The sequence below is a fragment of the Croceitalea marina genome, from assembly GCF_042684265.1.
Lineage (GTDB): Bacteria > Bacteroidota > Bacteroidia > Flavobacteriales > Flavobacteriaceae > Croceitalea > Croceitalea marina.
The window spans coordinates 17342-39019 of record NZ_JBHULB010000006.1; the positions used below are offsets into that span (position 1 = coordinate 17342).

Here is a 21678-nt window from a genome sequence, read left to right on the forward strand (position 1 = left end):
TTATCAAACGGCGCCCTTGTTTTTATTGTATTTTAAAGTGTATCTTATTTCGCTACGTTCACTGAGCGTGTCTCTCGTATTACAGTAACTTTTACCTGACCCGGATACGTCATATCGGTTTGTATTTTTTGAGAGATTTCAAAAGACAATTCGGCTGCTTTATCATCATTCACTTTTTCGCTTTCAACGATTACACGTAATTCTCTACCTGCTTGTATCGCGTATGCCTTTTGCACCCCTTGAAATCCAAAAGCGACATCCTCTAAATCTTTTAGACGTTGAATGTATGAATCCAACACCTGACGTCTTGCCCCAGGTCTAGCACCACTTATCGCATCACAAACCTGAACAATTGGCGAAATCAATGTAGTCATCTCTATTTCATCATGGTGAGCACCTATCGCATTGCACACCTCTTTCTTTTCACCAAATTTTTCGGCCCACTGCATTCCTAAAATAGCATGGGGAGTTTCTACTTCAACCTCAGTATTTGGAACTTTACCAATATCATGAAGAAGCCCAGCTCGTTTTGCTATTTTTGGATTTAGGCCCAATTCTGCAGCCATCACTCCACAAAGCTTGGCAACTTCACGTGAATGTTGCAAAAGGTTCTGACCGTAAGAAGAACGATACTTCATTCGCCCGACAGCCTTAATTAACTCTGGGTGTAACCCATGGATTCCTAAATCGATAACCGTACGTTTACCAATTTCAACAATCTCCTCGTTAATCTGTTTTTCTGTTTTCTTCACGATTTCTTCGATACGAGCCGGGTGAATACGACCATCAGTAACCAAACGATGTAAAGAAAGCCTAGCAATCTCTCTACGAACAGAATCAAAACATGAAAGTATAATAGCCTCAGGTGTGTCGTCAACAATAATTTCAACTCCTGTAGCAGCTTCTATAGCTCTAATGTTTCGGCCTTCACGCCCAATAATACGTCCTTTAACATCATCCGATTCCAGATTGAATACAGATACACAATTTTCAACAGCTTCTTCGGTACCAATACGTTGAATCGTGTTTATTACAATTTTTCTAGCCTCTTGTTGTGCGGTTAGCTTCGCCTCTTCAAGCGTAGTCTGCAAATATGCCATGGCATCCGTTTTGGCAGTTTCTTTTAAGGACTCCAACAATTGGCTTTTTGCTTCTTCAGCAGAAAGACCAGAAATAACTTCTAATTGTTGCACCTGGCTTTTATGAAGTTTGTCTACTTCTGCCTGTTTCTTCTCTAATATTTCGCGTTTGTAATCAGTCTCTTTGATTTGACCTTCTAGCTGCTCATTTAAACGCTTTCCTTTGGCAAGTTCACTGCTTATTTGAGATTCTTTATCCCTGGTTCGCTTTTCTGCCTCAGCAATTTTCTTATCCTTATTTATAATTACTTTTTCATGCTCTGCTTTTAACTCTAAAAACTTCTCTTTAGCCTGAAAAATTTTGTCTTTCTTGATGTTCTCCCCTTCCTTTTGGGCTTCTTTTAAGATACTTGAAGCCTCTCTTTTGGCACTCGATATAGTTTTTCCGGCCTTCCCTTTTTCTAGCACTTTAGCAATAACAAAGCCAATAAGTATTCCGGCTATTGCTGCTATTATTATAAATGTTGTATTATCCATTTGTATAGTTTGGTTATAAAAAAAGCCCACATTGGCCGAAGTTTTGTACAAACTCCTAAATAACAGGTTTAAGGCTAACAAGCTGCTCAATAATCCCTATACGAGTAGGGCACGCTTTTACAACTTAAACTCACCTTTTTTAAACTTAATAACGTTGAGTTTGTCAAAAAATAATTACCAATGTGGGCAGTAACAATATATATTTTAAAGAACTTATTCTGAACCTAATTTATCATAAATAAGCTTATCCAACGCTTGTAAGCGCTCTGTAGCCGCTTTATTATTCTCAGATTCATTTATTCCACCTTGCTCAATTTTAGAAGCAAACTGTAATGCACACATGGCCAAAACGTCTTGTTTGTCACGCACTGCATAGTTTTGCTCAAACTTTTTGGCCAATTGATCTATGTTTTTGGCCGCTTTTCGTAAACCTTCTTCCTGTTTTGGGTCTATGGTTAATGGATAGACCCTATCCGCAATAGAAAGCTTAATTTTGAGCTTTTCCTCCATATTTTAGTTTTACGCTATTCAGCGAGATGGGCTATACATAGGTCCAATTCCCGAATAAGCGTATTTATTTTGAGCTTAGCTTCTGTTTTATCCGTACTACTACCCAGCATCGAGTTTGCGAGCTTAAGAGAATTATATTTTTCCTCCCAATCTACTATGGAACTTTGGACAGATTGTTTCTCCTCTTTTAAATGAGATAGTTCTTTTTCTAATTTGGAGTTCGCCTGCTGGAGTACTTCCAATCGATGTAAGAGCTTGCTCACCTTATTTTCTAGAGAATCAACAATTTCAACCAATTCGCCCATATACAAATACCGATGCGTATCTTACAAAGTTAACCAACGTAGTGCAACCAAACAATAGTTTTAGCATTTAATCTCTTGCGGATAATTAAATAAGTTGAGTATATGAATTTCCGTTTTTTTTCATCTGCCAGTTAATGGTTACTTTCGTAACTAAAATTCTATTCTTACTATGCGCACACGCCTTTTCAGTGTATTCTTCTTTTGCCTCTCCATTTTAATTTGTCAAGAAAAATACCCAAAAGACAGCTTTCGTTCCCCATTGGATATCCCTTTAATTTTGTCGGGCACCTTTGGAGAATTACGTTCTAACCATTTTCATTCAGGGATAGACATTAAAACCCAAAAAAGACAGGGTCTGCCCATATACGCCATACAAGATGGAACGGTTACCCGTATAAAAATTTCATTATGGGGCTATGGTAAGGCTTTATATGTAGCGCACCCTAATGGGTTCACTTCGGTTTACGCGCATCTTAAAAAGTTTAGTCCTGAAATTGAAGCCTACATTAAAGAAATTCAATATAAGAAGCAATCTTACGAAGTAGAAGTTTTTCCTGATTATGGGGAATTAGAGGTTAAAAAAGAAGATGTAATCGCTTACTCTGGAAATACAGGAGGCTCAAGTGGACCACATTTACATTTTGAAATAAGAAGTAGTGTTACCGAAAAACCAACCAATCCATTACTTTATGGTTATGAAGTAAGAGATGCTACTAACCCTACACTAGTCGGGCTCTTTGGATACCCACTCTCAAAAGACGCGCATGTTAACCAAAGTGCAGAAAAAATACAGTTGAACTTCACCCAACAAAAAGATGGTTCTTTTCTGGCCGATAAGGTGCTCGCCAATTGCACGATTGGCTTTGGTTTTAATGGTTTTGACCGACAAGACTTGGCAGCTAATAAAAATGGCGTGTATTCTGTAAAGCAAACCGTGAACGGAAAGGTCTATTCTGAATACGACTTTGAGACCTTTTCATTTGGAGAAACCAGATACATAAATACACTAATCGACTATCCGCATTTTGGTAAATTCAGGCAACGAATTCAGAAATGTTTTAAAGATGCTTCGAATAAACTGAATATTTACAATTCTTTATATCTAGATGGAAAAATACCTGTTGTAGATGGTCTTAGCTATAATGTAGAGCTTTTAATCTCAGACATAAAGGGTAATTACATTAAAGTAATCATTCCCGTTGAAGGAAAGAACCTTCCCATAAAAATTAAAAAAGACTTAAAGCTGACGGATTATTTCATAAAGGCGAACAAACCCAATAGTTTCGACCTTGGGGCAGCCAAGGTTTATTTTCCGGAAAGCACATTTTATGAAGATTTTTATATCGATTTGAAAAAGGGAGCGGATACCATAACTGTTCACAACGAAACCGTTGCTGCACATAGAAATTTTACAATGACTTTTGATGTTTCTAAATACTCAAAACAGGAACAAAAACAACTATTTATAGCACGGATAGACAAAAATTCAGAACCAAGGCATTACAAAACGTATAAAAGAAATAACACTTTTTCTGCTCGAAGCAGAACATTTGGCACTTTCACGCTGGCAAAGGATACCACTCCCCCATCGATTAAGCCTCGAAATTTTAAGGAGAAACAGTGGTTAAGTAATTATCGCTATTTAAGTCTAGAGATAGCTGATGACTTAAGTGGCATAAAGACCTATTCGGCAACCTTAAATGGCGAATGGATTTTAATGGAGTATGAGCCAAAAACAAGAACCATTACCTACAATTTTGATGATAAAATTAACGGTAAAACGCAGTGCAACCTAAAAGTCATGGCCACCGATAATGTAGGTAATTCGACTACCTTTACGCATACATTTTTTAGAAAATAATGTTTTGAGCTTAGTCAAACCGCTATTTTTAGTATGCTTCTTTGTGTTTTCCATCGCATTTTCACAAACTGCGACGATAACTGGTATTGTTCTAGATGAAAATAGGCAACCCCTTTTAGGCGTAAACATTACTTCAAAAACCGAAGGAACTACTACCGACACCAATGGCGTCTATATTTTGCAGCTAGTTGCGGATCAGAAAAACACTATTACTTTTTCACATATCGGTCATGAAAATGTAGTTCTTCAGAACCTCATTTTAACAACAAATGAGACTTTTGAGTTCAATCCTGTAATGAAAACGGATGCAATTCAAATTTCAGAAATTGTCGTTTCACCTGCTGGTAACAAAAGTGTTGACGGAATCGTAAACGTTTCGCCTGAGCTGGTAAGGAAAATTCCTGGGGCAAACGCCGGGGTAGAAAACATTCTAAAACTATTACCAGGGGTCAGTTTTAGCAATGAACTTAGTACACAATACAACGTAAGAGGTGGTAATTTTGATGAAAACTTGGTCTATGTAAATGGCATTGAGGTATACCGTCCTTTTTTAATACGTTCAGCACAACAAGAAGGCTTAAGCTTTGTAAATAGCGATATGGTTGAAAACCTTAAGTTTTCGGCTGGGGGATTTCAGGCTAGATATGGCGATAAACTCTCTTCAGTTCTGGATATCAACTATAAAACTCCTACGACGTTCTCCCTGCAGGCAGCAGGAAGTCTATTGGGTGCAAGCGCCACGTTAGAAACAGTATCAAAAAATAAAAATTTCACTTCTTTGAGCGGTGCAAGATACAGAGACAATAGTCTTTTTGTAAATAGCCAACAAACCCAAACCAATGTAAACCCCTCTTTTTTAGATATTCAAAGTTTTCTTACCTATCGATTTTCAAAAAAATTGAAACTTAATTTTCTAGGCAATCTGGCTATCAACGATTACAAGAACAAACCATTGAATAGACAAACCAATTTTGGTACTATTCAAGAACCAAGAGCGCTGCTGGTTTTTTATGAAGGCCAAGAGAACAACCGATACCAAACTGAATTTGCGGCTTTGAAAGCAGATTACAGCTTAAATGAAAATACCGAAATCAACATTACCACCTCTTTGTATCATACAATTGAAGAGGAATTTTCAGATATTATCGCCCGATACGAATTGGGCGATGTAGACACCAATTTAGGAGGTGAAAATTTGGGGGAAGCCACCAATTCTAGAGGAATCGGTGCACAACAAAATAGAGCAAGAAATCAATTAGACGCCTTAATTTTCAATATCGCCCATAGCGGTAGTTTTAAGAAGAATAATACTACCTTGAAATGGGGCGTAAAATTTACCCATGAAGATTTTAGAGATCAATTGCGGGAATCTGAATTTATTGATTCAGCCGGATTTTTTATTCGCCCATCGGAACCTCGTTTTGAGAACAATCAGCCAGATGAACCCTTTGAGGGAGACATTGTTTCTTTTGAAAGTGCCAGAGCTACGAATTTTGTAAAAACTGATAGAATTTCAGCTTTTGTTCAATACAGTAACCGAACAAATTGGAATGATAATGAAATCTATTACAATTTAGGAGTTCGAGGGCAGTATTATACTGTAAAACCTATAGGCTTGTCAACTAATGGTCAATTTATTTTTAGTCCTCGTGCCCAGTTTGCCATAAAGCCAAATTGGCAAAAAGACATGTTGTTTAGATTAGCAATTGGCAGTTACCAACAACCACCTTTCTACAGGGAGTTAAGAAGATTAACCGGGCAAATAAATCCAGAAGTAAAACCACAAAAATCCTTTCATTTAGTTCTTGGCAATGAATATAGCTTTAACTTTTCTAGCCGACCATTTACGCTAACGAGTGAGGTATATTATAAAAAACTATCCGATGTAAACACTTATACCGTTGAAGACGTACGACTGCGGTACTCCGCAAACAACAACGCCGAGGCATTTGCCTATGGCTTTGATTTTAGACTTAATGGAGCCTTTGTTCCCGGTGCGGAATCATGGTTAAGTTTAGGATACTTGAGAACGGAAGAAAATAGTGCTAATCGGGGTTACATTTCGAGACCTACCGATCAGCGATTTAAATTCGGTCTGTTATTTCAAGACTATATGCCCACCATTCCCAATTTGAAGTTATATTTAAATCTGGTTTATAATACGGGAACCCCTGGTGGTTCTCCCAACAATGCCGACCCGTACGATTTTCAAAATAGATTAAGAGATTATAGGCGGGCGGATTTAGGAATTTCCTATATTTTTGCTGATAATACAAATTTGCATCCAAAAGGGCATTGGTTACATAAATTCAAAGAGTTTAGTCTAGGTTTCGAAATATTTAATTTGTTCAATAATCAAAACTCCATTACCAATACCTGGGTTAGAGATGCAGACACCCAAAGGCAATTTGCGGTACCAAATTTTTTGACTTCACGTGTCTTGAATCTTAAATTCAATATGCGGTTTTAAAACAATTATGAAAAAAATACTTCTCTTCATAGCAATGCTGCTAGGCTTTCAAGCCTTTTCACAAAAGAACATCTATGAGAATAGCAGGTTCGATCAGTTAAGTGAAAATCATGAAGTCTTGGCCATAGTGCCATTTATAGCCAAATTAGAACTAAAACAAACTTTGTCTAAAGAAGAAAAAATAAAGTTGGCCGAACGTGAAGGTTATGCTGTTCAAGATGCTCTAGAGACTTATTTTTCTAGAAGAAAAAAGCGTAAAAAATTCAATGTAGAATTTCAGAACATTAAAAACACAAATGCGATTTTAGCTCAAAACAACATCACCTATGAGAATATTGATATCTACACAGTAAAACAGTTGTCAGATATTTTAGAGGTTGATGGCATTATTAGCGGTAATCTTGATTTGAATATTTTGCTTTCAAAAGGTGTACCTACAGATTTCAAATTTTTAGATTATTTCAGTGGTGATGCCGATTATGGTAGAATTGGGGTCAAAATTAGCGATGGTGCATCGGGCAAATTGCTTTGGAAGTATGAAAAGGAGATAACAAAGAAAACCGGTAAGAATACTACTGAGCTTATCGATAGAATGATGAAACTCGCAACCAAAAAGTTTCCCTACGATAAGGAGAAAAAACGAAAAAAACGCAAGAATTAATCGTTTGAAAATTCCTTTAGAACGCCAATAACATAATCTAACTCTTCTTTAGTATTGTACTTAGAAAATGAAAAACGCAAAGAAGGCTTAGCTAAATCATCAGCTGATAAAATCTCTGTAAGCACATGAGAACCTTTATCGCTACCAGATTGACATGCACTGCCTTTAGAACACGCAATTCCTTTTAAATCTAAATGAAATAAAAGCATCTGCGACTTTTCTTGACTAAAAGGTAGACAAACACTGACCAAGGTATAGGTGCTTTTATCCATATCTCCTGAAAGTCCATTGAACTTGGCTCCGGGCAGTTCTTTTTTGACTTGGGCAGTAAAGTATTGCTTTAAACCAGAAACATACTTTTTTTCATCTTCTAGATTATCATAAGCTTGCACAAAAGCTTCCTCTAAACCGATTATATTATGAAAAGACTCTGTTCCGGCCCTAAAGCCACGTTCTTGCGCTCCCCCGAAAATAAATGGTTTTAAGCCTGAATTTCTTCGTACAAAAGCAAAACCAACACCTTTCGGCCCGTGAAACTTATGAGCTGCAGCGGTTAAAAAATCAATTTTGGTCTCTTCAAGATTCCATTCAAAATGACCAACCGATTGAACAGTATCTGAATGCAACAATGCATCACAATTTTTACACAGATTCGATACGGCTTCAATATCCAATAAATTGCCTAGCTCGTTGTTAACATGCATTAAACTAACCAACTTCTTAGAATCATTTTTCTTAAGCAATTCTTCTAAATGATCAATTCTAGGGTTTCCACAATCATCTAAATCCACGAACCACAGGTCGATACCGAATTCTTTTTCAAGTTCTTCGGCAGTATGTAATACGGCATGGTGCTCAATTTTGCTAGTGATAATGGTCTTGACCTCTAAATCACGAACCGCACATCTTAAAATCATATTATCGGCCTCTGTACCCCCAGAAGTGAAAATAATCTCAGCAGGATGCGCATTAAGATACTTAGCTATTGTTTTGCGCGCTTTTTCAATACCGGTTTTTGCAGACCTTCCGAAACTATGGGTAGATGAAGGGTTACCATAAACACCTAAAGCTGCTTGCATTTTAGCAATTACCTCAGGGCGAAGCTGGGTTGTAGCGGCATTATCTAAATAAACTTTTTGCATTAACTATCTTAAGAATTCCGTAGGCAAAAATAACCTAATAAGGTTAATTATTTCCAAAAACAGATTAAACCATCACCCTATTCAAATGGAATTACTTTAAATTTGAAACGATGAAAAAGTTATTTGTACTAATTATAGGAGTAGTGGTTTTTTCCTGCAGTGATGGGGACTTACAAATTGAAGCTATCGATTTTGATGACGTAACAGCACAAAACTGTGAAACCTTATCTATCGGTACTCGACTTTTTTTTAAGATTGATGGTGATGAAGCTTTAATTCTTCAATTAGGGGAAGGATTGTTGCGAAATGAAGTTTCAACCGAAGTTATTACCAGTGACATACCTGGCAATTCACAATTAACATATCGCCTTTTTGACGGAACCATCACTTCTGGTTATTTCTGCGACGATATACCCCCGGCCACACCAAATGTTATAGGAGAAATCGAGGCGAGTGAAGGTAGCGTTCTTATTACAACCACCACCACAGACTCCGTAACCTTTACCCATACGATACAATTAGAAGGTATTATTATTACAAATACTGCGGGTGAAAGTATTATTGACCTTACTACAAGTGAGTTTGAAACTATTGAAACTACTAACTAGTTGTTATTCTGATAAATGTAAATTTCGGTAGCCCCTAAGCCATACTTTTTATATTCTGCATCGTAATATTCTACATTTTCATATCGCTTAAAAAGGTATATTAACTCCTCTTTCAAAACACCTTCGCCAACACCATGTATAAAAACTACTTTTTGAATGCGCTTTTTTATGGCAAACTCCAGTTGCCGTTTTGCCGTTTCTAACTGTAGATTCAGCATGTCGAAATTACTCATACCTCGAGTGGAATTTGTTAGTTGATGGATATGAAGGTCAACCTCCATCTTTGGAGCATTTCGCTCTTTTGGTTTAACAATTTCTTTTTTTCTTTTTTTAGGGCTATCCTTACTGCTTTTAATTTTCGCTACATCATAATTTGTAACTTTCAGCTCACCTTCTATTCTGACAAGTTGCGAAGGCTCATAATCCATCTCAAAACCATCAGTAGTTTCTAATCGTACCCCCATATCAGAAACAGCTATTACCTTTCCTTTTATAGCCTCATCTAAAACCTCAACGTTATCCCCTATCTTAAATGTATGCATTACTTGTTCAAAAAAATACAATTAACTGCTAACCCTATTTCAAAAATAATAGTATTTTGAGCCCGAATAACCAAAATTTAAGTGAGTTACCGATTAGCAATATACTTTTTGGCCGTTAAAGACTATATGTTACCTTGTTTAAACAAGCGGTTATTTGGTCTCGATTGCCCCGGTTGTGGTTTGCAACGATCGGTTTTATTGCTATTTAAAGGAGAGTTTGTAGCTGCTTTTCATATGTATCCGGCAATCTTCACGTTAATTCCGTTAATGGGAATACTTATTTTAAACAAGTTATTTACTTTAAAATACGGAAACCTATTTATCATCGGTTTTAGTATTTCTAGTGTTGCTTTAATACTAATCAACTTTTTAATTAAACTTTTAAACTAAATACTTTAATAATGGAACAAAAAAAATTACCTAATGTAACCATAGGACTAGTCTTAGTAATATTTTCTTTTTTATGCTGTTGTTTTGGAGGTGTCCCTGCATTAATTTTATCAGCCATAGCCTTCTTTGTCATCAGAAAGGATGAAAAGACTTATTTAGAAAATCGCGAAGGATATTCAAATTATAGTACCCTTAAAACTGTAAAAATTCTCGCCATTGTAGGAATGATAATTGGTATTTTATATTTCATTTATACGTTATGGTCAATAAACCAAATGGGAGGCTGGGATGGCTACATGGAAAAGGTACAAGATGCAATGGAACAATACCAATAATTGAAGTAAATTATGAATCAACAACCTTTACCAGGAGCTAGTACGGTTATGACTATGGGAATAATTTCAATAGTTGGATCTCTAGTCTGCTGTGGGCCTTTTGCAGCGATTTTTAGCATTATTGGCTTATCTAAGGCCAAAACAGCTGAAAAATTATATAATGAAAATCCAGATCAGTATAGTGATTACAGCAATATTAAGACAGGGAGGATTCTTTCCTATATTGGTCTTGCACTTTCTATGATTTCGCTGGTTTTACTAATAATTTACTTTGGGGTAATCATTGCTATGGTCTCTTCCGGAGAGTTTAATAATTATTAGTCTTTAAATAGTTCTAAAAAAACCCGAAGTTGAACTTCGGGTTTTTTGTTTAATTCGCTACTTCGCTTATAAACTTAAGGCGATACAATCGCAGTTCTTCCTCTTCATAGTCGCCATCGAACTCCTCCACCGCATCATCGATAGAATCAGATTCTGCTTCTAAGAAATACTCATGAATTTCTTCTTGTTGGTCTTCATCAAGTACTTCGTCTACCCAATAAGCCAGGTTTAACTTAGTACCACTAAAAACGATTTGCTCCATCTCTTTAATCAGTTGTGGTATTTCGAGTCCTTTTGCGGCTGCTATATCATCAAGTGGCAATTTTCTATCGATATTTTGAATGATATATAGTTTTAACCCAGAATTGGCACCTGTACTTTTAACAACCAAATCATCAGGCCGCATGATATCGTTCTCTTCTACATAGGCACTTATGAGCGCCAAAAAAGGCTTTCCATATTTTTTTGCTTTACCCTCTCCTACCCCGTGAATATTGAGTAATTCTTCTATAGAGATAGGATATTTCAATGCCATGTCATCTAATGAAGGGTCTTGAAATACAACAAACGGAGGAACTTCATGTTTGTTGGCCTCTTTTTTTCTTAAGTCCTTTAAAAGTTTAAGTAAATTTTCATCTGCTGCAGCTCCTGCAGATTTTGCGGCGGTAACTATAGCATCATTATTTTCAGCACTATAAACATGGTCTTTGGTCATCATAAAAGATGATGGTGTTTTTAAAAACTCTTCTCCCTGACCAGTTAAATGCAACACCCCATATTGTTCAATCTCTTTTTTAAGTAATCCGGCCACAAGCACCTGTCTTGTTAGGGCCATCCAATAATTCTCATCATTATCGGCACCACACCCGAAAAATTCCTTTTCATCCGTTTTGTGTGAAGAAATCAGTGCATTTGTTTTACCTACCAATGCTTTGACAACTTCTTTAGTCTTAAACTTTTCTTTTGTGCCTTTTACCACTTTGAGAAGCTTAACTACTTCCTCTTTAGCTTCTTCCTTTTTCTTTGGATTGCGCGCATTGTCATCCATATCGGCACCTTCACCATTTTCACCGTCGAATTCTTCCCCAAAATAATGAAGAATAAATTTTCGCCTGGACATTGATGTCTCCGCGTAAGCGACAATTTCTTGCAATAAGGCATTCCCAATTTCCTGCTCGGCAACCGGTTTGCCCGACATGAACTTTTCTAGCTTTTCTATATCCTTGTACGAATAAAAAGCAAGGCAGTGGCCCTCTCCTCCGTCACGTCCTGCCCTTCCAGTTTCCTGATAATAGCTTTCTATACTTTTAGGAATATCATGATGGATAACAAATCGTACATCAGGTTTATCTATACCCATACCAAATGCTATTGTTGCAACAACCACATCTACATCTTCCATCAAGAACATATCTTGGTATTTTGAGCGTGTTTTGGCATCAAAACCGGCATGATAAGGCACCGCGCTGACGCCGTTGACCTGCAATGTCTGAGCCAGTTCTTCAACACGCTTTCTACTCAAACAATACACAATACCTGATTTACCTTGATTTTGTTTTACAAAACGAATAATATCTGCATCAACATTTACTGTTTTTGGCCGAACTTCATAAAACAGATTAGGTCGGTTAAAAGAGGCTTTAAAGACCTTCGCATTAGTCATGCCTAAATTCTTTATAATATCTTCTTGAACCTTAGGTGTTGCAGTAGCGGTAAGACCAATAATAGGGATGTTATCTCCCAAGCGATCGATAATACTTTTAAGATTTCTATATTCTGGCCTAAAGTCGTGCCCCCACTCAGAGATACAATGGGCTTCGTCGACCGCAACAAACGAGATGGTGACCGTTCTTAAAAAATCAACATATTCAGCCTTAGTCAAAGATTCTGGTGCGACATAAAGTAATTTTGTGACACCATTGATTATATCTTCCATTACCTGTCTTACTTCTGTTTTGGTAAGGGAAGAATTTAAAACATGGGCAACACCGTGTTCAGAAGACACACCGCGTATGGCATCTACCTGATTTTTCATCAGTGCTATCAGCGGTGAAACAACGATTGCGGTTCCTTTCTGCATTAGGGCCGGCAGCTGGTAACATAAAGACTTTCCGCCGCCGGTAGGCATTATTACAAAAGTATCTTTCTGTTCAAGTACGTTTAAAATAACCTGTTCTTGTAGCCCTTTAAATTTAGAAAAGCCAAAATATTTTTTTAAAGAAGTATGTAAATCCGAAGTTATAAGACTCATTACGAGGGTTCCGATATTTGTTAAATCGACCTAATAAATACAAAGATTTAAAAGGGTGTGTATTTTAAAGATTTCTAAACGAAGGAATCAATAATTGAGGCCTTCATCACGATTTATAAAATATAGTTTGTTTAATTTTGTAATCTTAAAGATAAGACAATCTTTGAGGAATACAATTATAAGCCCAATATTACCTTGAAAAACGACAAGTCTATTTTATCGATTGCCAAAAGAACGATTGAAAATGAAGCGGATGCAATCAAAAATTTGATTTCGAATCTCGATTCTCAATTTGAAGCGGCCACCAAGTGTATTTTAGCGTCAAAAGGAAGAGTAATAGTCTCCGGCGTTGGCAAAAGTGCCATCATTGCAACTAAAATCTCCGCAACATTTAATTCTACCGGAACTCCTGCAATTTTTATGCATGCCGCTGATGCCATACATGGTGATTTAGGAACGGTTTTAAAAGACGATGTAGTTATCTGTATTTCTAAAAGTGGAAATACTGAAGAAATAAAAATGCTTATTCCACTTATTAAAAGAGGGAAAAACAAATTAATCGGTATAACGGGTAATATGGACTCTGTGCTTGCCAAACAAGCAGATTTCGTGCTTAATACCTATGTAGAAAAGGAGGCATGCCCCAATAACCTAGCTCCTACAACCAGCACAACAGCACAATTGGTCATGGGTGACGCATTGGCTATATCTCTTTTAGAACTAAAAGGTTTTAGCAGCTCAGATTTTGCCAAATATCACCCTGGTGGTTCTTTGGGCAAAAAACTATATTTAAGGGTCGATGATATTGTAGGTGCCAATCTTAAACCTCAAGTTGATATCAATTCAGATGTTAAAGGTGTCATCGTTGAAATTTCGGAGAAAATGCTTGGTGTTACCGCAGTAATAGAAAATGATAAAGTGGTTGGTGTGGTTACTGATGGTGATATTCGAAGAATGCTTAACAAGTATGAGAATATTGCGGGCTTAAAGGCAAAAGATATCATGACCTTGGGCCCGAAGGTTATACAAGCAGACATATTAGCTGTAAAAGCGCTAGAGACCATGCAAGACTTGGGCATCTCGCAACTTTTAGTTTTAAATGGAGAAGAATATGTAGGCGTAGTTCATATTCACAACCTTATAAAAGAAGGTATTTTATAATGGCAAAAGTAGTAAAGAGTCCAGACGAAATGTCTTTTCTAGACCATTTGGAAGAGCTAAGATGGCACTTAATTCGTTCCACTTTAGCTGTTGTAATTGTAGGCTGCGTGGCATTTACAATGAGAGGATTTATTTTTGACACTGTTTTATTCGGTCCAAAAAATCTAGATTTTCCCACCTACAGGTTCTTTTGTAATGTTGCTACTTTTTTTGGAATTGACTCCGAATTTTGTGGTGACTCACTCCCTTTTACAATTCAAAGTAGACTTATGTCAGGGCAGTTTTCAGCCCATATCTGGACATCTATTTGGGTCGGTTTCATAGTTGGTTTCCCTTATGTTTTATGGGAATTATGGCGTTTTATTAGCCCTGGGCTAAAAGACAATGAGAAAAAGTATTCAAAAGGCTTTATTTTTGTCGCTTCATTTCTGTTTTTTCTAGGTGTCTTATTCGGGTATTATGTAGTAGCCCCATTATCTATAAATTTTTTAGGAACTTATCAGGTTAGTCAAGAAGTAACCAATGAAATTGACTTGGCTTCATATGTAGGCACTGTGCGGGCCGCAGTTATTGCCTGTGGTATTATGTTTGAGCTACCCATTGTCATCTTCTTTTTAACCAAAGTAGGGCTAGTTACACCTGAAATATTAAAGAAATACCGAAAAATAGCGTTGGTCATAGTATTGATTTTGTCTGCGGTCATTACTCCTCCAGATGTTGCAAGTCAAATTGTAGTTGCAATTCCTGTTTTAATTTTGTACCAAGTAAGTATTTACATATCTAAACTGGTTTTAAAACGAGAAGCCAAAAAAGAAAAAGAATTTAAAAATGCCAAATAAAGTTGAAGAGTTCAATGCCTACAGGGCAAAAATGAACGATAAGTTACTCTCAGAAAATAATAAGGTAATAAAGCGCATCTTTAATATAGATACCAATGCCTTCATGCCAGGAGCACTTGATGTTAAAACCAAAGAGTTACTGGGTTTAGTGGCTTCGGCTGTTTTACGATGTGACGATTGCGTAAAATACCATTTAGAAAGCTCACAGGAAAATGGAGCAACCAAAGATGAAGTAATGGAGACATTGAGCATTGCCACTCTTATAGGGGGCACCATTGTTATCCCTCATTTGAGAAGAGCCTATGAATATTGGGAAGAATTGGAAAATGCCAAGGCTTAAAAATATCACAAAGACCAATTTGTTAAAACAGAATATGTTTAGATTTGGTGCCACATGAAGTTACGTGCTGAGAACATAATGAAGGCCTATAGAGGTCGAAAAGTAGTAAAAGGTATATCCCTCGAGGTCAACCAAGGAGAAATTGTAGGATTACTTGGGCCTAATGGTGCTGGCAAAACGACTTCTTTTTACATGATAGTTGGTCTTATTAAACCAAATGGAGGAAATATTTATTTGGATGATATGGAAATCACCAACTTCCCCATGTACAAAAGAGCACAAAACGGAATTGGCTACTTAGCACAAGAAGCTTCTGTATTTAGAAAGTTAAGCATCGAGAAAAACATATTAAGCGTGCTTCAAACGACCAATCTTTCTAAAAAAGAGCAGCATATGAAGATGGAATCCCTAATTGACGAATTCGGTTTGGGCCATATTCGTAAAAGCAGAGGAGATTTGCTTTCTGGCGGCGAACGAAGGCGTACAGAAATAGCCAGGGCATTGGCCACAGACCCTAAATTTATTTTATTGGACGAACCCTTTGCTGGGGTGGATCCAGTCGCTGTAGAAGATATACAACGTATTGTAGCGCAGCTAAAAGACAAAAATATTGGAATTCTAATTACGGACCACAACGTACAAGAAACTTTAGCTATTACCGAGCGCTCTTATCTTATGTTTGAAGGTGGAATCTTAAAAGCCGGTATTCCAGAAGATTTAGCCGAAGACGAAATGGTGCGACAGGTATATTTGGGTCAGAATTTTGAACTCCGTAAAAAGAAACTGGATTTTTAGGCAGTTTTAAACTGCTTTTCCGCAAGGGAAGCCAAAATATAAAAGGCTATAATTAAAGGTATCGCAAGAAACTTCATGGTGAGTAACAAAACCAAACTACCTATTAGAAAAAGGTATTTTATTCCATTCTCTTTAAAACCTGCATTATTCAGTTTAAAAGAGAACAATTCAATTTTTGAATTTAATAAAAACGCGCTCAGTAAGGTCACTCCAATTAAAAACCATTGATTTAAAATAATTTCATTTAAAACCTCATTATTTTGATAAAGCAATATGAGTGGTAACGATAAAATTAATAGGGCATTCGCTGGTGTAGGCAAACCAATAAATGAAGAAACTTGGTTCTCATCAATATTAAATTTGGCCAGTCTATAGGCCGATGCCAATGTTATTATAAAACCAAAAAAGCCAAGAAAATGAATTTCATTTGGGTTGGTATCAAATGATCCGCTTGAGAAAGCATATAGCGTTCCTTCCCAAGAAGACATAATATTTAAATCCACTGCATCATTTATTAATTGAAACATTACGATACCTGGCACTAAACCACTGGTAATCATATCGGCTAATGAATCTAACTGCACCCCTAGTTCACTTCGAACATCCAATAAGCGAGCGGCTAAACCGTCAAAAAAATCAAAGAAAATACCTAAGAATACAAAAATAGCTGCAAATTCCAGCTGATTTAAAACAGCGAAGACTGTGGCAACACATCCACTAAAAACATTTAATAAGGTGATAAAATTGGGTATATGTCGCTTCATAAAAACACTTGGTTTTCGTAAAAATAAGCTAAAAATCCATTTTTATATTTGGTAGCCATTCTATTGCTAGTTTTTATTTTGATATTTGCGCACGTATTACAAACAATGAAACTAAAGTTATTAGTATTTTCTTTTTTTCTATTTAGTCTAGGACTATCTTCTCAGACACCAGAACTATCGAGTAAAGCCCAAATAAGTGTGCTTACCTGCGGTACTGGTAATCAGTTGTTTTCCTCATTCGGTCATACCGCTTTTAGAGTACAAGATACCCAACTGGGTATCGATGTAGTATACAACTATGGTACTTTTGATTTTAATAAACCTAATTTCTATCTGAATTTTGCAAAGGGGAAATTAATCTATTCACTATCCCGAAGAAGATTTGAAAACTTTCTTTATGACTATGAATTGGAAAAACGATGGGTAAAAGAGCAAATTTTGGACTTGACCCCAGAAGAAACGAGAGAACTTTTTCAATTTTTAGAAACGAATTATCTACCTGAAAATAGGGACTATGCCTACGACCCCCTTTTTAACAATTGCTCGACGATTACAGGCGATATTTTAGAAAATCAATTTAAAGATCAAATTGAATTCAACGACAAGCACCTAAAAGAAAGACATACTTTTAGACAATTGGTACGACAGTATTTACCCCTAAACTCTTGGGGGGCGTTTGGTATTGATTTGGCATTTGGAGGCATTACAGACAGAACGGCAACCCTCAGGGAACATATGTTTATGCCTTATTACGCCATGGAACAACTAAAAAATACCGAAAAGAGTGGCAAACCAATTTTAAAGCGCGAACGTACTATTTTAAACTATCCTGAAGATTCGGGTAATGACCAAGATTCGCTTCTTACTTCTCCGTTATTCTGGTTTATGATGTTCTTGTCTTTTGTAATTGCCATTACCATTTTAGACCACAGACATCACGGCAACAATAAATGGCTCGATTTTATATTATTTCTTATTTCAGGAATTGCGGGGCTACTAATTTTAGTGCTATGGCTAGCTACCGACCACATTGTTACCATTAAAAATTTCAACTTTTTATGGTTAATGCCCGCAAACCTTTTTGTAGCTTTTAGCCTTATTTCAAAAAAAGAGCGACCTACCTGGCTTCGGCGCTATTTGTGGTTTGCATTGACCTGCATTGCAATTGTTATTCTAATATGGATTTTAAAAATTCAAATTCTATCACCACTCAACATCCCTTTAATGCTTGCTTTGGTCACAAGGTATTTATTCTTACTGAAGAAAATTTAAGTCTTAATTAAATATTTATGAATCTACTTACTGTAGAGAATATTTCGAAATCGTACGGTGAATTGGTATTGTTCTCCAATATTTCATTTGGAATTAATAAAGATCAAAAAATAGCGCTAATCGCCAAAAACGGAAGTGGCAAGACCTCTATTCTAAATATCATTTCAGGAAAAGATTCAGCTGAAACAGGACAAATCACGGTTAGAAAAGGAATCAAAATCTCTTTTTTGGAACAAGAACCTGATTTAAACCCCAAATTAACTATAGAAGAAACCATATTTGATTCCGGCAACGAAGTATTGAAGGTTATTGCCGATTATGAAGAAGCTGTTAAAAATCCAGATGACCAAGACGCTTATCAAAGTGCCTTTGAGGCAATGGAACGTTTGAACGCCTGGGATTTTGAAACGCAGTACAAACAAATACTTTTCAAGTTAAATCTTACTGAACTTCATTTAAAGGTAGGCGTACTCTCCGGTGGGCAAAAAAAGCGTCTAGCCCTTGCAAATGCATTGATAAACAAGCCTGACCTTTTAATTTTAGATGAGCCTACCAACCATCTTGATCTAGAAATGATAGAGTGGTTAGAAGAGTTCTTTAAAAAAGAGAACATAACCTTGTTTATGGTAACGCATGACCGTTATTTTCTAGAAAGAGTGTGCAATGAAATAATAGAGTTAGACGACAATCAACTTTATGGATATAAAGGTAACTACTCGTATTATTTAGAAAAAAGAGATGCTCGACTTGAACGTGAAGCCGTTGAACAGCACAAAAGTAAAATCCTTTTCAAAAAAGAGTTAGATTGGATGCGCAGACAGCCAAAAGCTAGAACCACAAAATCAAAGTCTAGAATAGATGATTTTCATGAAATAAAAGCTAGGGCCAGTCAACGTAGAACAGAACATGAAGTTCAATTAGAATTGAATATGGAGCGCCTTGGCAGTAAAATAGTGGAACTCCACAACATCAATAAATCATACGGTGAAAAGACAATTTTAGATAAGTTTGACTATAGTTTTACCAAAGGAGAACGTATTGGTATTATTGGTAAAAACGGAACTGGAAAATCAACCTTTCTAAACATTCTCACAGGAAGTGAATCTATAGACTCTGGTAAAATTGTTATTGGAGATACCATCAGATTCGGGTTCTACACCCAACGAGGTATAAATCCAAAAGAGGGACAAAAAGTAATCGACGTAATTAGGGAATTCGGAGATTTTATTCCCTTAAAAAAGGGACGCCAAATTTCGGCACAACAACTTTTAGAGCGTTTTTTATTTGACAGAAAAAAACAATATGATTTTGTAGAGAAATTAAGTGGTGGAGAACGCAAGCGTCTTTATTTATGTACCGTTTTGATTCAAAATCCTAATTTTTTGATATTAGATGAACCTACCAATGACCTTGATATTGTTACACTTAATGTTTTAGAAAGTTTTCTATTAGACTTTCCGGGCTGTTTAATAGTGGTTTCCCATGACCGGTACTTTATGGACAAAATTGTAGACCATCTTTTTGTTTTCAAAGGAAATGGTTTGGTGGAAAATTTTCCTGGAAATTATTCAGATTATCGTTCTTACGAAAGCAGTAAACTTATCGAAGAAAGAGAAACAAAAAATAGAGCTGAAAAATCTGAAAAAGCAAATAGGAAAGAGAAAGATTCAAGCAATAAACTTTCGTACAATGAACAGAAGGAGTACAACAAACTTGAAAAGGAAATACAGCGATTAGAAGAGAAAAAACAAAAGCTTCAGCTTAAATTTACAGATAGTGGTTTGTCAGGGGATGAAATAAATGCTCTTTCTATGGAGTTAGGTGAATTAGACACCAATATCGAAGAAAAGACCGAAAGATGGTTTGAACTGGGCGCACTTTTAGAAGGCTAATGTATTTTCCATTTTTCACATATTTAAAGTTTCTATTAAACTCTACCAACCATCATGGTGTACATTCGCCTTTTGTATTTAATTACCTGACAAAATGTTTGTACAAGAAACCAAGAAAATCAAAGGATAAAACTTTAGATGTTTTGATTAAGAGCGTTCTCTATTTTGGTTTTAAAAACATAAAAATAAAGGGCAATTCTGTTTATAAACAAAAATTAAAATTGAGTTTTCCAAATAGCATATTCGACCCAAACAAAACCGATATGCTGTTTTTTGAATCAATTAAAAATTTGAACCCAAAACAACTATTTTCAAACACTAATTTGCATAATGAAAGTTTAATTATTTTCAACCACATCAATAAGGACGAAGAGTCTAGAACAAATTGGTTGAATTTTGTGCAATCTGAAAAAGTAACCGTAAGCATAAACATGTACCATTGCGGAGTTATTTTCATTCGAAGGGAGCAACAGAAAGAACATTTCTTCATTCGAATTTAAAAAAGTAATTTGTAAGGATAAAGTTTTCTTGAAATGAACAATACCGTTTTCTATATTTTAGGCGTTTTGATATTGATCTATTTTGCCATTCTGTTCAAAAACAAACGAAACAATAAAAAGCGCAAGTCGCGTTCCTTTATGGAGGGTAAAAAAAGACATAATAAATGAAAATATATACCAAAACAGGCGATAAGGCTACAACTGCTCTTTTTACCGGTAAACGCGTACCAAAACATCATATCCGTATTGAAAGTTACGGTACACTAGATGAATTAAATTCATATCTAGGCCTGTTAAGAGACCAAGAAATGGATAAAAGCTTAAAAGAAGTTTTAGCATTGATCCAAAATAAGCTTTTTACCCTAGGGGCTATTCTAGCAACTGAACCCTCAAAAGATAATCGACTAAAAATACCTAGAATTCATGTAGAGGATATTGCCCTATTAGAAGAGCAGATTGATAAGATGAATGCAGAACTTCCTGAAATGACACATTTTATTTTACCTGGAGGCCACACTACCGTGTCATACTGTCATGTAGCCCGAACGGTTTGCAGAAGAGCTGAACGCATGATATCTTATTTACATGAAAATGAGCCAGTACCTGATACTGTACTTTCGTATGTAAACCGGCTTTCAGACTACCTTTTTGTATTGGCACGAAAATTGTCAAAAGACTTACAAGCTCAAGAAGTCAAATGGATTCCTGAAAAGTTGGACTAATAAATTTCAATTTTCAGCGTTACACAATAACATTGTTTAAAATATTTTTTTAAATAAATAGAAAATTGCTTGGCTATTTGGGTTTAAAAATTATTTTTGCAAAAAATTTAAAATCAAACCGTTACTATGTACTGGACATTAGAATTAGCTTCATATTTAAGTGATGCGCCTTGGCCAGCCACCAAAGACGAATTAATAGATTATGCCATCCGAACTGGAGCTCCGTTAGAAGTTGTAGAGAACCTGCAATCAATGGAAGAAGAAGGTGGTGAAATTTACGAGTCCATCGAGGAAATTTGGCCTGACTATCCCACTGAGGAAGATTACCTCTGGAATGAGGATGAGTATTAATTTTCAATAAACAAAACCCTAATAAAAAGC

Annotated in this window: 23 protein-coding genes and 1 other RNA gene; 16 read left to right on the forward strand and 8 right to left on the reverse strand. The window is 36.1% G+C overall.

Annotation, left to right across the window (positions count from 1 at the left end; all coding sequences use genetic code 11):
• Positions 1-44: 44 nt before the first annotated feature.
• The 4 genes from rny to ACFSQJ_RS02225 all read right to left on the reverse strand — a co-directional run bounded on the left by rny (position 45) and on the right by ACFSQJ_RS02225 (position 2431).
• Complete coding sequence (rny, locus tag ACFSQJ_RS02210; protein WP_377765188.1) at positions 45-1616, reverse strand: ribonuclease Y; 1572 nt, start codon at positions 1614-1616, stop codon at positions 45-47.
• Positions 1617-1665: 49 nt separating this feature from the next.
• A non-coding RNA gene (gene ssrS, locus ACFSQJ_RS02215) (6S RNA) lies at positions 1666-1776 on the reverse strand.
• Positions 1777-1829: 53 nt separating this feature from the next.
• On the reverse strand, positions 1830-2126 hold the full coding sequence (locus ACFSQJ_RS02220; RefSeq protein WP_377765189.1) for a cell division protein ZapA: 297 nt from the start codon (positions 2124-2126) through the stop codon (positions 1830-1832).
• Between the two features lie 14 nt (positions 2127-2140).
• A complete protein-coding gene (locus tag ACFSQJ_RS02225) occupies positions 2141-2431 on the reverse strand; it encodes a hypothetical protein (protein WP_377765190.1) in 291 nt (96 codons plus the stop codon).
• Positions 2432-2600: 169 nt separating this feature from the next.
• On the opposite strand from ACFSQJ_RS02225, the gene ACFSQJ_RS02230 reads away from it, so the two are divergent.
• From ACFSQJ_RS02230 to ACFSQJ_RS02240, 3 genes are read left to right on the forward strand one after another with little or no spacing between them, the layout of a single operon-like run.
• Positions 2601-4292: a M23 family metallopeptidase gene (locus tag ACFSQJ_RS02230; protein ID WP_377765192.1), complete on the forward strand. Its 1692-nt coding sequence runs from the start codon at positions 2601-2603 to the stop codon at positions 4290-4292.
• A gap of 4 nt (positions 4293-4296) precedes the next feature.
• On the forward strand, positions 4297-6762 hold the full coding sequence (locus tag ACFSQJ_RS02235) for a TonB-dependent receptor (protein WP_377765194.1): 2466 nt from the start codon (positions 4297-4299) through the stop codon (positions 6760-6762).
• 7 nt (positions 6763-6769) lie between these two features.
• A complete protein-coding gene (locus ACFSQJ_RS02240) occupies positions 6770-7423 on the forward strand; it encodes a hypothetical protein (protein WP_377765196.1) in 654 nt (217 codons plus the stop codon).
• Here ACFSQJ_RS02240 and ACFSQJ_RS02245 read toward each other — a convergent pair.
• Positions 7420-8565, reverse strand: a complete 1146-nt coding sequence (locus tag ACFSQJ_RS02245) for a cysteine desulfurase family protein (protein ID WP_377765197.1) — start codon at positions 8563-8565, stop codon at positions 7420-7422. The two genes, ACFSQJ_RS02240 and ACFSQJ_RS02245, sit on opposite strands and share 4 nt — an antisense overlap.
• A 110-nt stretch (positions 8566-8675) precedes the next feature.
• On the opposite strand from ACFSQJ_RS02245, the gene ACFSQJ_RS02250 reads away from it, so the two are divergent.
• Positions 8676-9173 carry a hypothetical protein gene (locus ACFSQJ_RS02250; RefSeq protein WP_377765199.1) on the forward strand — a complete coding sequence of 166 codons (498 nt, stop codon included), beginning with the start codon at positions 8676-8678 and terminating at the stop codon, positions 9171-9173.
• On the opposite strand, the gene ACFSQJ_RS02255 is transcribed toward ACFSQJ_RS02250, so the two are convergent.
• Positions 9170-9715 carry a Smr/MutS family protein gene (locus tag ACFSQJ_RS02255; RefSeq protein WP_377765201.1) on the reverse strand — a complete coding sequence of 182 codons (546 nt, stop codon included), beginning with the start codon at positions 9713-9715 and terminating at the stop codon, positions 9170-9172. The genes ACFSQJ_RS02250 and ACFSQJ_RS02255 overlap by 4 nt on opposite strands.
• 126 nt (positions 9716-9841) lie before the next feature.
• Here ACFSQJ_RS02255 and ACFSQJ_RS02260 point away from each other — a divergent pair, with 126 nt between their 5' ends.
• The 3 genes from ACFSQJ_RS02260 to ACFSQJ_RS02270 are packed head-to-tail and all read left to right on the forward strand — an operon-like array spanning position 9842 to position 10761.
• A complete protein-coding gene (locus ACFSQJ_RS02260; RefSeq protein WP_377765790.1) occupies positions 9842-10105 on the forward strand; it encodes a DUF2752 domain-containing protein in 264 nt (87 codons plus the stop codon).
• Between the two features lie 11 nt (positions 10106-10116).
• Entirely contained in the window at positions 10117-10440 is a 324-nt protein-coding gene (locus ACFSQJ_RS02265) for a CCC motif membrane protein (RefSeq protein WP_377765203.1), read from the forward strand.
• A 12-nt stretch (positions 10441-10452) separates the two neighbouring features.
• On the forward strand, positions 10453-10761 hold the full coding sequence (locus ACFSQJ_RS02270) for a CCC motif membrane protein (RefSeq protein WP_377765204.1): 309 nt from the start codon (positions 10453-10455) through the stop codon (positions 10759-10761).
• Positions 10762-10810: 49 nt separating this feature from the next.
• Here the strand turns inward: ACFSQJ_RS02270 and recQ are convergent, their stop codons facing one another.
• Positions 10811-13012: a DNA helicase RecQ gene (gene recQ / locus ACFSQJ_RS02275; protein ID WP_377765205.1), complete on the reverse strand. Its 2202-nt coding sequence runs from the start codon at positions 13010-13012 to the stop codon at positions 10811-10813.
• A 195-nt stretch (positions 13013-13207) separates the two neighbouring features.
• Here recQ and ACFSQJ_RS02280 point away from each other — a divergent pair, with 195 nt between their 5' ends.
• From ACFSQJ_RS02280 to lptB, 4 genes are read left to right on the forward strand one after another with little or no spacing between them, the layout of a single operon-like run.
• Positions 13208-14173, forward strand: coding sequence for a KpsF/GutQ family sugar-phosphate isomerase (locus tag ACFSQJ_RS02280; protein ID WP_377765206.1), 966 nt, complete (start codon positions 13208-13210; stop codon positions 14171-14173).
• On the forward strand, positions 14173-15012 hold the full coding sequence (gene tatC, locus ACFSQJ_RS02285; protein ID WP_377765208.1) for a twin-arginine translocase subunit TatC: 840 nt from the start codon (positions 14173-14175) through the stop codon (positions 15010-15012). The genes ACFSQJ_RS02280 and tatC overlap by 1 nt, the downstream gene beginning before the upstream one ends.
• Positions 15002-15352 (forward strand): carboxymuconolactone decarboxylase family protein, encoded by a 351-nt coding sequence (locus ACFSQJ_RS02290; RefSeq protein ID WP_377765209.1) that lies wholly within the window; start codon positions 15002-15004, stop codon positions 15350-15352. The genes tatC and ACFSQJ_RS02290 overlap by 11 nt, the downstream gene beginning before the upstream one ends.
• Before the next feature lie 54 nt (positions 15353-15406).
• Positions 15407-16147: an LPS export ABC transporter ATP-binding protein gene (gene lptB, locus ACFSQJ_RS02295; RefSeq protein ID WP_377765211.1), complete on the forward strand. Its 741-nt coding sequence runs from the start codon at positions 15407-15409 to the stop codon at positions 16145-16147.
• Here the strand turns inward: lptB and ACFSQJ_RS02300 are convergent.
• The gene (locus tag ACFSQJ_RS02300; protein WP_377765212.1) at positions 16144-16911 is read right to left on the reverse strand and encodes a CDP-alcohol phosphatidyltransferase family protein; all 768 of its coding nucleotides are present in this window, start codon (positions 16909-16911) and stop codon (positions 16144-16146) included. The two genes, lptB and ACFSQJ_RS02300, sit on opposite strands and share 4 nt — an antisense overlap.
• Positions 16912-17016: 105 nt before the next feature.
• Here ACFSQJ_RS02300 and ACFSQJ_RS02305 point away from each other — a divergent pair, with 105 nt between their 5' ends.
• The 5 genes from ACFSQJ_RS02305 to ACFSQJ_RS02325 all read left to right on the forward strand — a co-directional run bounded on the left by ACFSQJ_RS02305 (position 17017) and on the right by ACFSQJ_RS02325 (position 21648).
• Positions 17017-18183 carry a lipoprotein N-acyltransferase Lnb domain-containing protein gene (locus ACFSQJ_RS02305; protein WP_377765214.1) on the forward strand — a complete coding sequence of 389 codons (1167 nt, stop codon included), beginning with the start codon at positions 17017-17019 and terminating at the stop codon, positions 18181-18183.
• Positions 18184-18200: 17 nt separating this feature from the next.
• Positions 18201-20075 (forward strand): ABC-F family ATP-binding cassette domain-containing protein, encoded by a 1875-nt coding sequence (locus ACFSQJ_RS02310; protein ID WP_377765215.1) that lies wholly within the window; start codon positions 18201-18203, stop codon positions 20073-20075.
• A 98-nt stretch (positions 20076-20173) separates the two neighbouring features.
• Positions 20174-20575: a hypothetical protein gene (locus ACFSQJ_RS02315; RefSeq protein ID WP_377765217.1), complete on the forward strand. Its 402-nt coding sequence runs from the start codon at positions 20174-20176 to the stop codon at positions 20573-20575.
• Between the two features lie 164 nt (positions 20576-20739).
• The gene (locus ACFSQJ_RS02320; protein ID WP_377765218.1) at positions 20740-21297 is read left to right on the forward strand and encodes a cob(I)yrinic acid a,c-diamide adenosyltransferase; all 558 of its coding nucleotides are present in this window, start codon (positions 20740-20742) and stop codon (positions 21295-21297) included.
• A gap of 126 nt (positions 21298-21423) precedes the next feature.
• Positions 21424-21648, forward strand: a complete 225-nt coding sequence (locus ACFSQJ_RS02325) for a DUF2795 domain-containing protein (protein WP_013551418.1) — start codon at positions 21424-21426, stop codon at positions 21646-21648.
• The last annotated feature ends 30 nt before the right edge of the window (positions 21649-21678 follow it).

Excerpts from the sequence above, each read along its gene's own strand:
- rny (WP_377765188.1), bottom strand. The coding sequence starts at position 1,616 with ATGGATAATACAACATTTATAATAATAGCAGCAATAGCCGGAATACTT.
- ACFSQJ_RS02220 (WP_377765189.1), bottom strand. The coding sequence starts at position 2,126 with ATGGAGGAAAAGCTCAAAATTAAGCTTTCTATTGCGGATAGGGTCTAT.
- ACFSQJ_RS02225 (WP_377765190.1), bottom strand. The coding sequence starts at position 2,431 with ATGGGCGAATTGGTTGAAATTGTTGATTCTCTAGAAAATAAGGTGAGC.
- ACFSQJ_RS02230 (WP_377765192.1), top strand. The coding sequence starts at position 2,601 with ATGCGCACACGCCTTTTCAGTGTATTCTTCTTTTGCCTCTCCATTTTA.
- ACFSQJ_RS02240 (WP_377765196.1), top strand. The coding sequence starts at position 6,770 with ATGAAAAAAATACTTCTCTTCATAGCAATGCTGCTAGGCTTTCAAGCC.
- ACFSQJ_RS02245 (WP_377765197.1), bottom strand. The coding sequence starts at position 8,565 with ATGCAAAAAGTTTATTTAGATAATGCCGCTACAACCCAGCTTCGCCCT.
- ACFSQJ_RS02250 (WP_377765199.1), top strand. The coding sequence starts at position 8,676 with ATGAAAAAGTTATTTGTACTAATTATAGGAGTAGTGGTTTTTTCCTGC.
- ACFSQJ_RS02255 (WP_377765201.1), bottom strand. The coding sequence starts at position 9,715 with ATGCATACATTTAAGATAGGGGATAACGTTGAGGTTTTAGATGAGGCT.
- ACFSQJ_RS02260 (WP_377765790.1), top strand. The coding sequence starts at position 9,842 with ATGTTACCTTGTTTAAACAAGCGGTTATTTGGTCTCGATTGCCCCGGT.
- ACFSQJ_RS02265 (WP_377765203.1), top strand. The coding sequence starts at position 10,117 with ATGGAACAAAAAAAATTACCTAATGTAACCATAGGACTAGTCTTAGTA.
- ACFSQJ_RS02270 (WP_377765204.1), top strand. The coding sequence starts at position 10,453 with ATGAATCAACAACCTTTACCAGGAGCTAGTACGGTTATGACTATGGGA.
- recQ (WP_377765205.1), bottom strand. The coding sequence starts at position 13,012 with ATGAGTCTTATAACTTCGGATTTACATACTTCTTTAAAAAAATATTTT.
- tatC (WP_377765208.1), top strand. The coding sequence starts at position 14,173 with ATGGCAAAAGTAGTAAAGAGTCCAGACGAAATGTCTTTTCTAGACCAT.
- ACFSQJ_RS02290 (WP_377765209.1), top strand. The coding sequence starts at position 15,002 with ATGCCAAATAAAGTTGAAGAGTTCAATGCCTACAGGGCAAAAATGAAC.
- lptB (WP_377765211.1), top strand. The coding sequence starts at position 15,407 with ATGAAGTTACGTGCTGAGAACATAATGAAGGCCTATAGAGGTCGAAAA.
- ACFSQJ_RS02300 (WP_377765212.1), bottom strand. The coding sequence starts at position 16,911 with ATGAAGCGACATATACCCAATTTTATCACCTTATTAAATGTTTTTAGT.
- ACFSQJ_RS02305 (WP_377765214.1), top strand. The coding sequence starts at position 17,017 with ATGAAACTAAAGTTATTAGTATTTTCTTTTTTTCTATTTAGTCTAGGA.
- ACFSQJ_RS02310 (WP_377765215.1), top strand. The coding sequence starts at position 18,201 with ATGAATCTACTTACTGTAGAGAATATTTCGAAATCGTACGGTGAATTG.
- ACFSQJ_RS02320 (WP_377765218.1), top strand. The coding sequence starts at position 20,740 with ATGAAAATATATACCAAAACAGGCGATAAGGCTACAACTGCTCTTTTT.
- ACFSQJ_RS02325 (WP_013551418.1), top strand. The coding sequence starts at position 21,424 with ATGTACTGGACATTAGAATTAGCTTCATATTTAAGTGATGCGCCTTGG.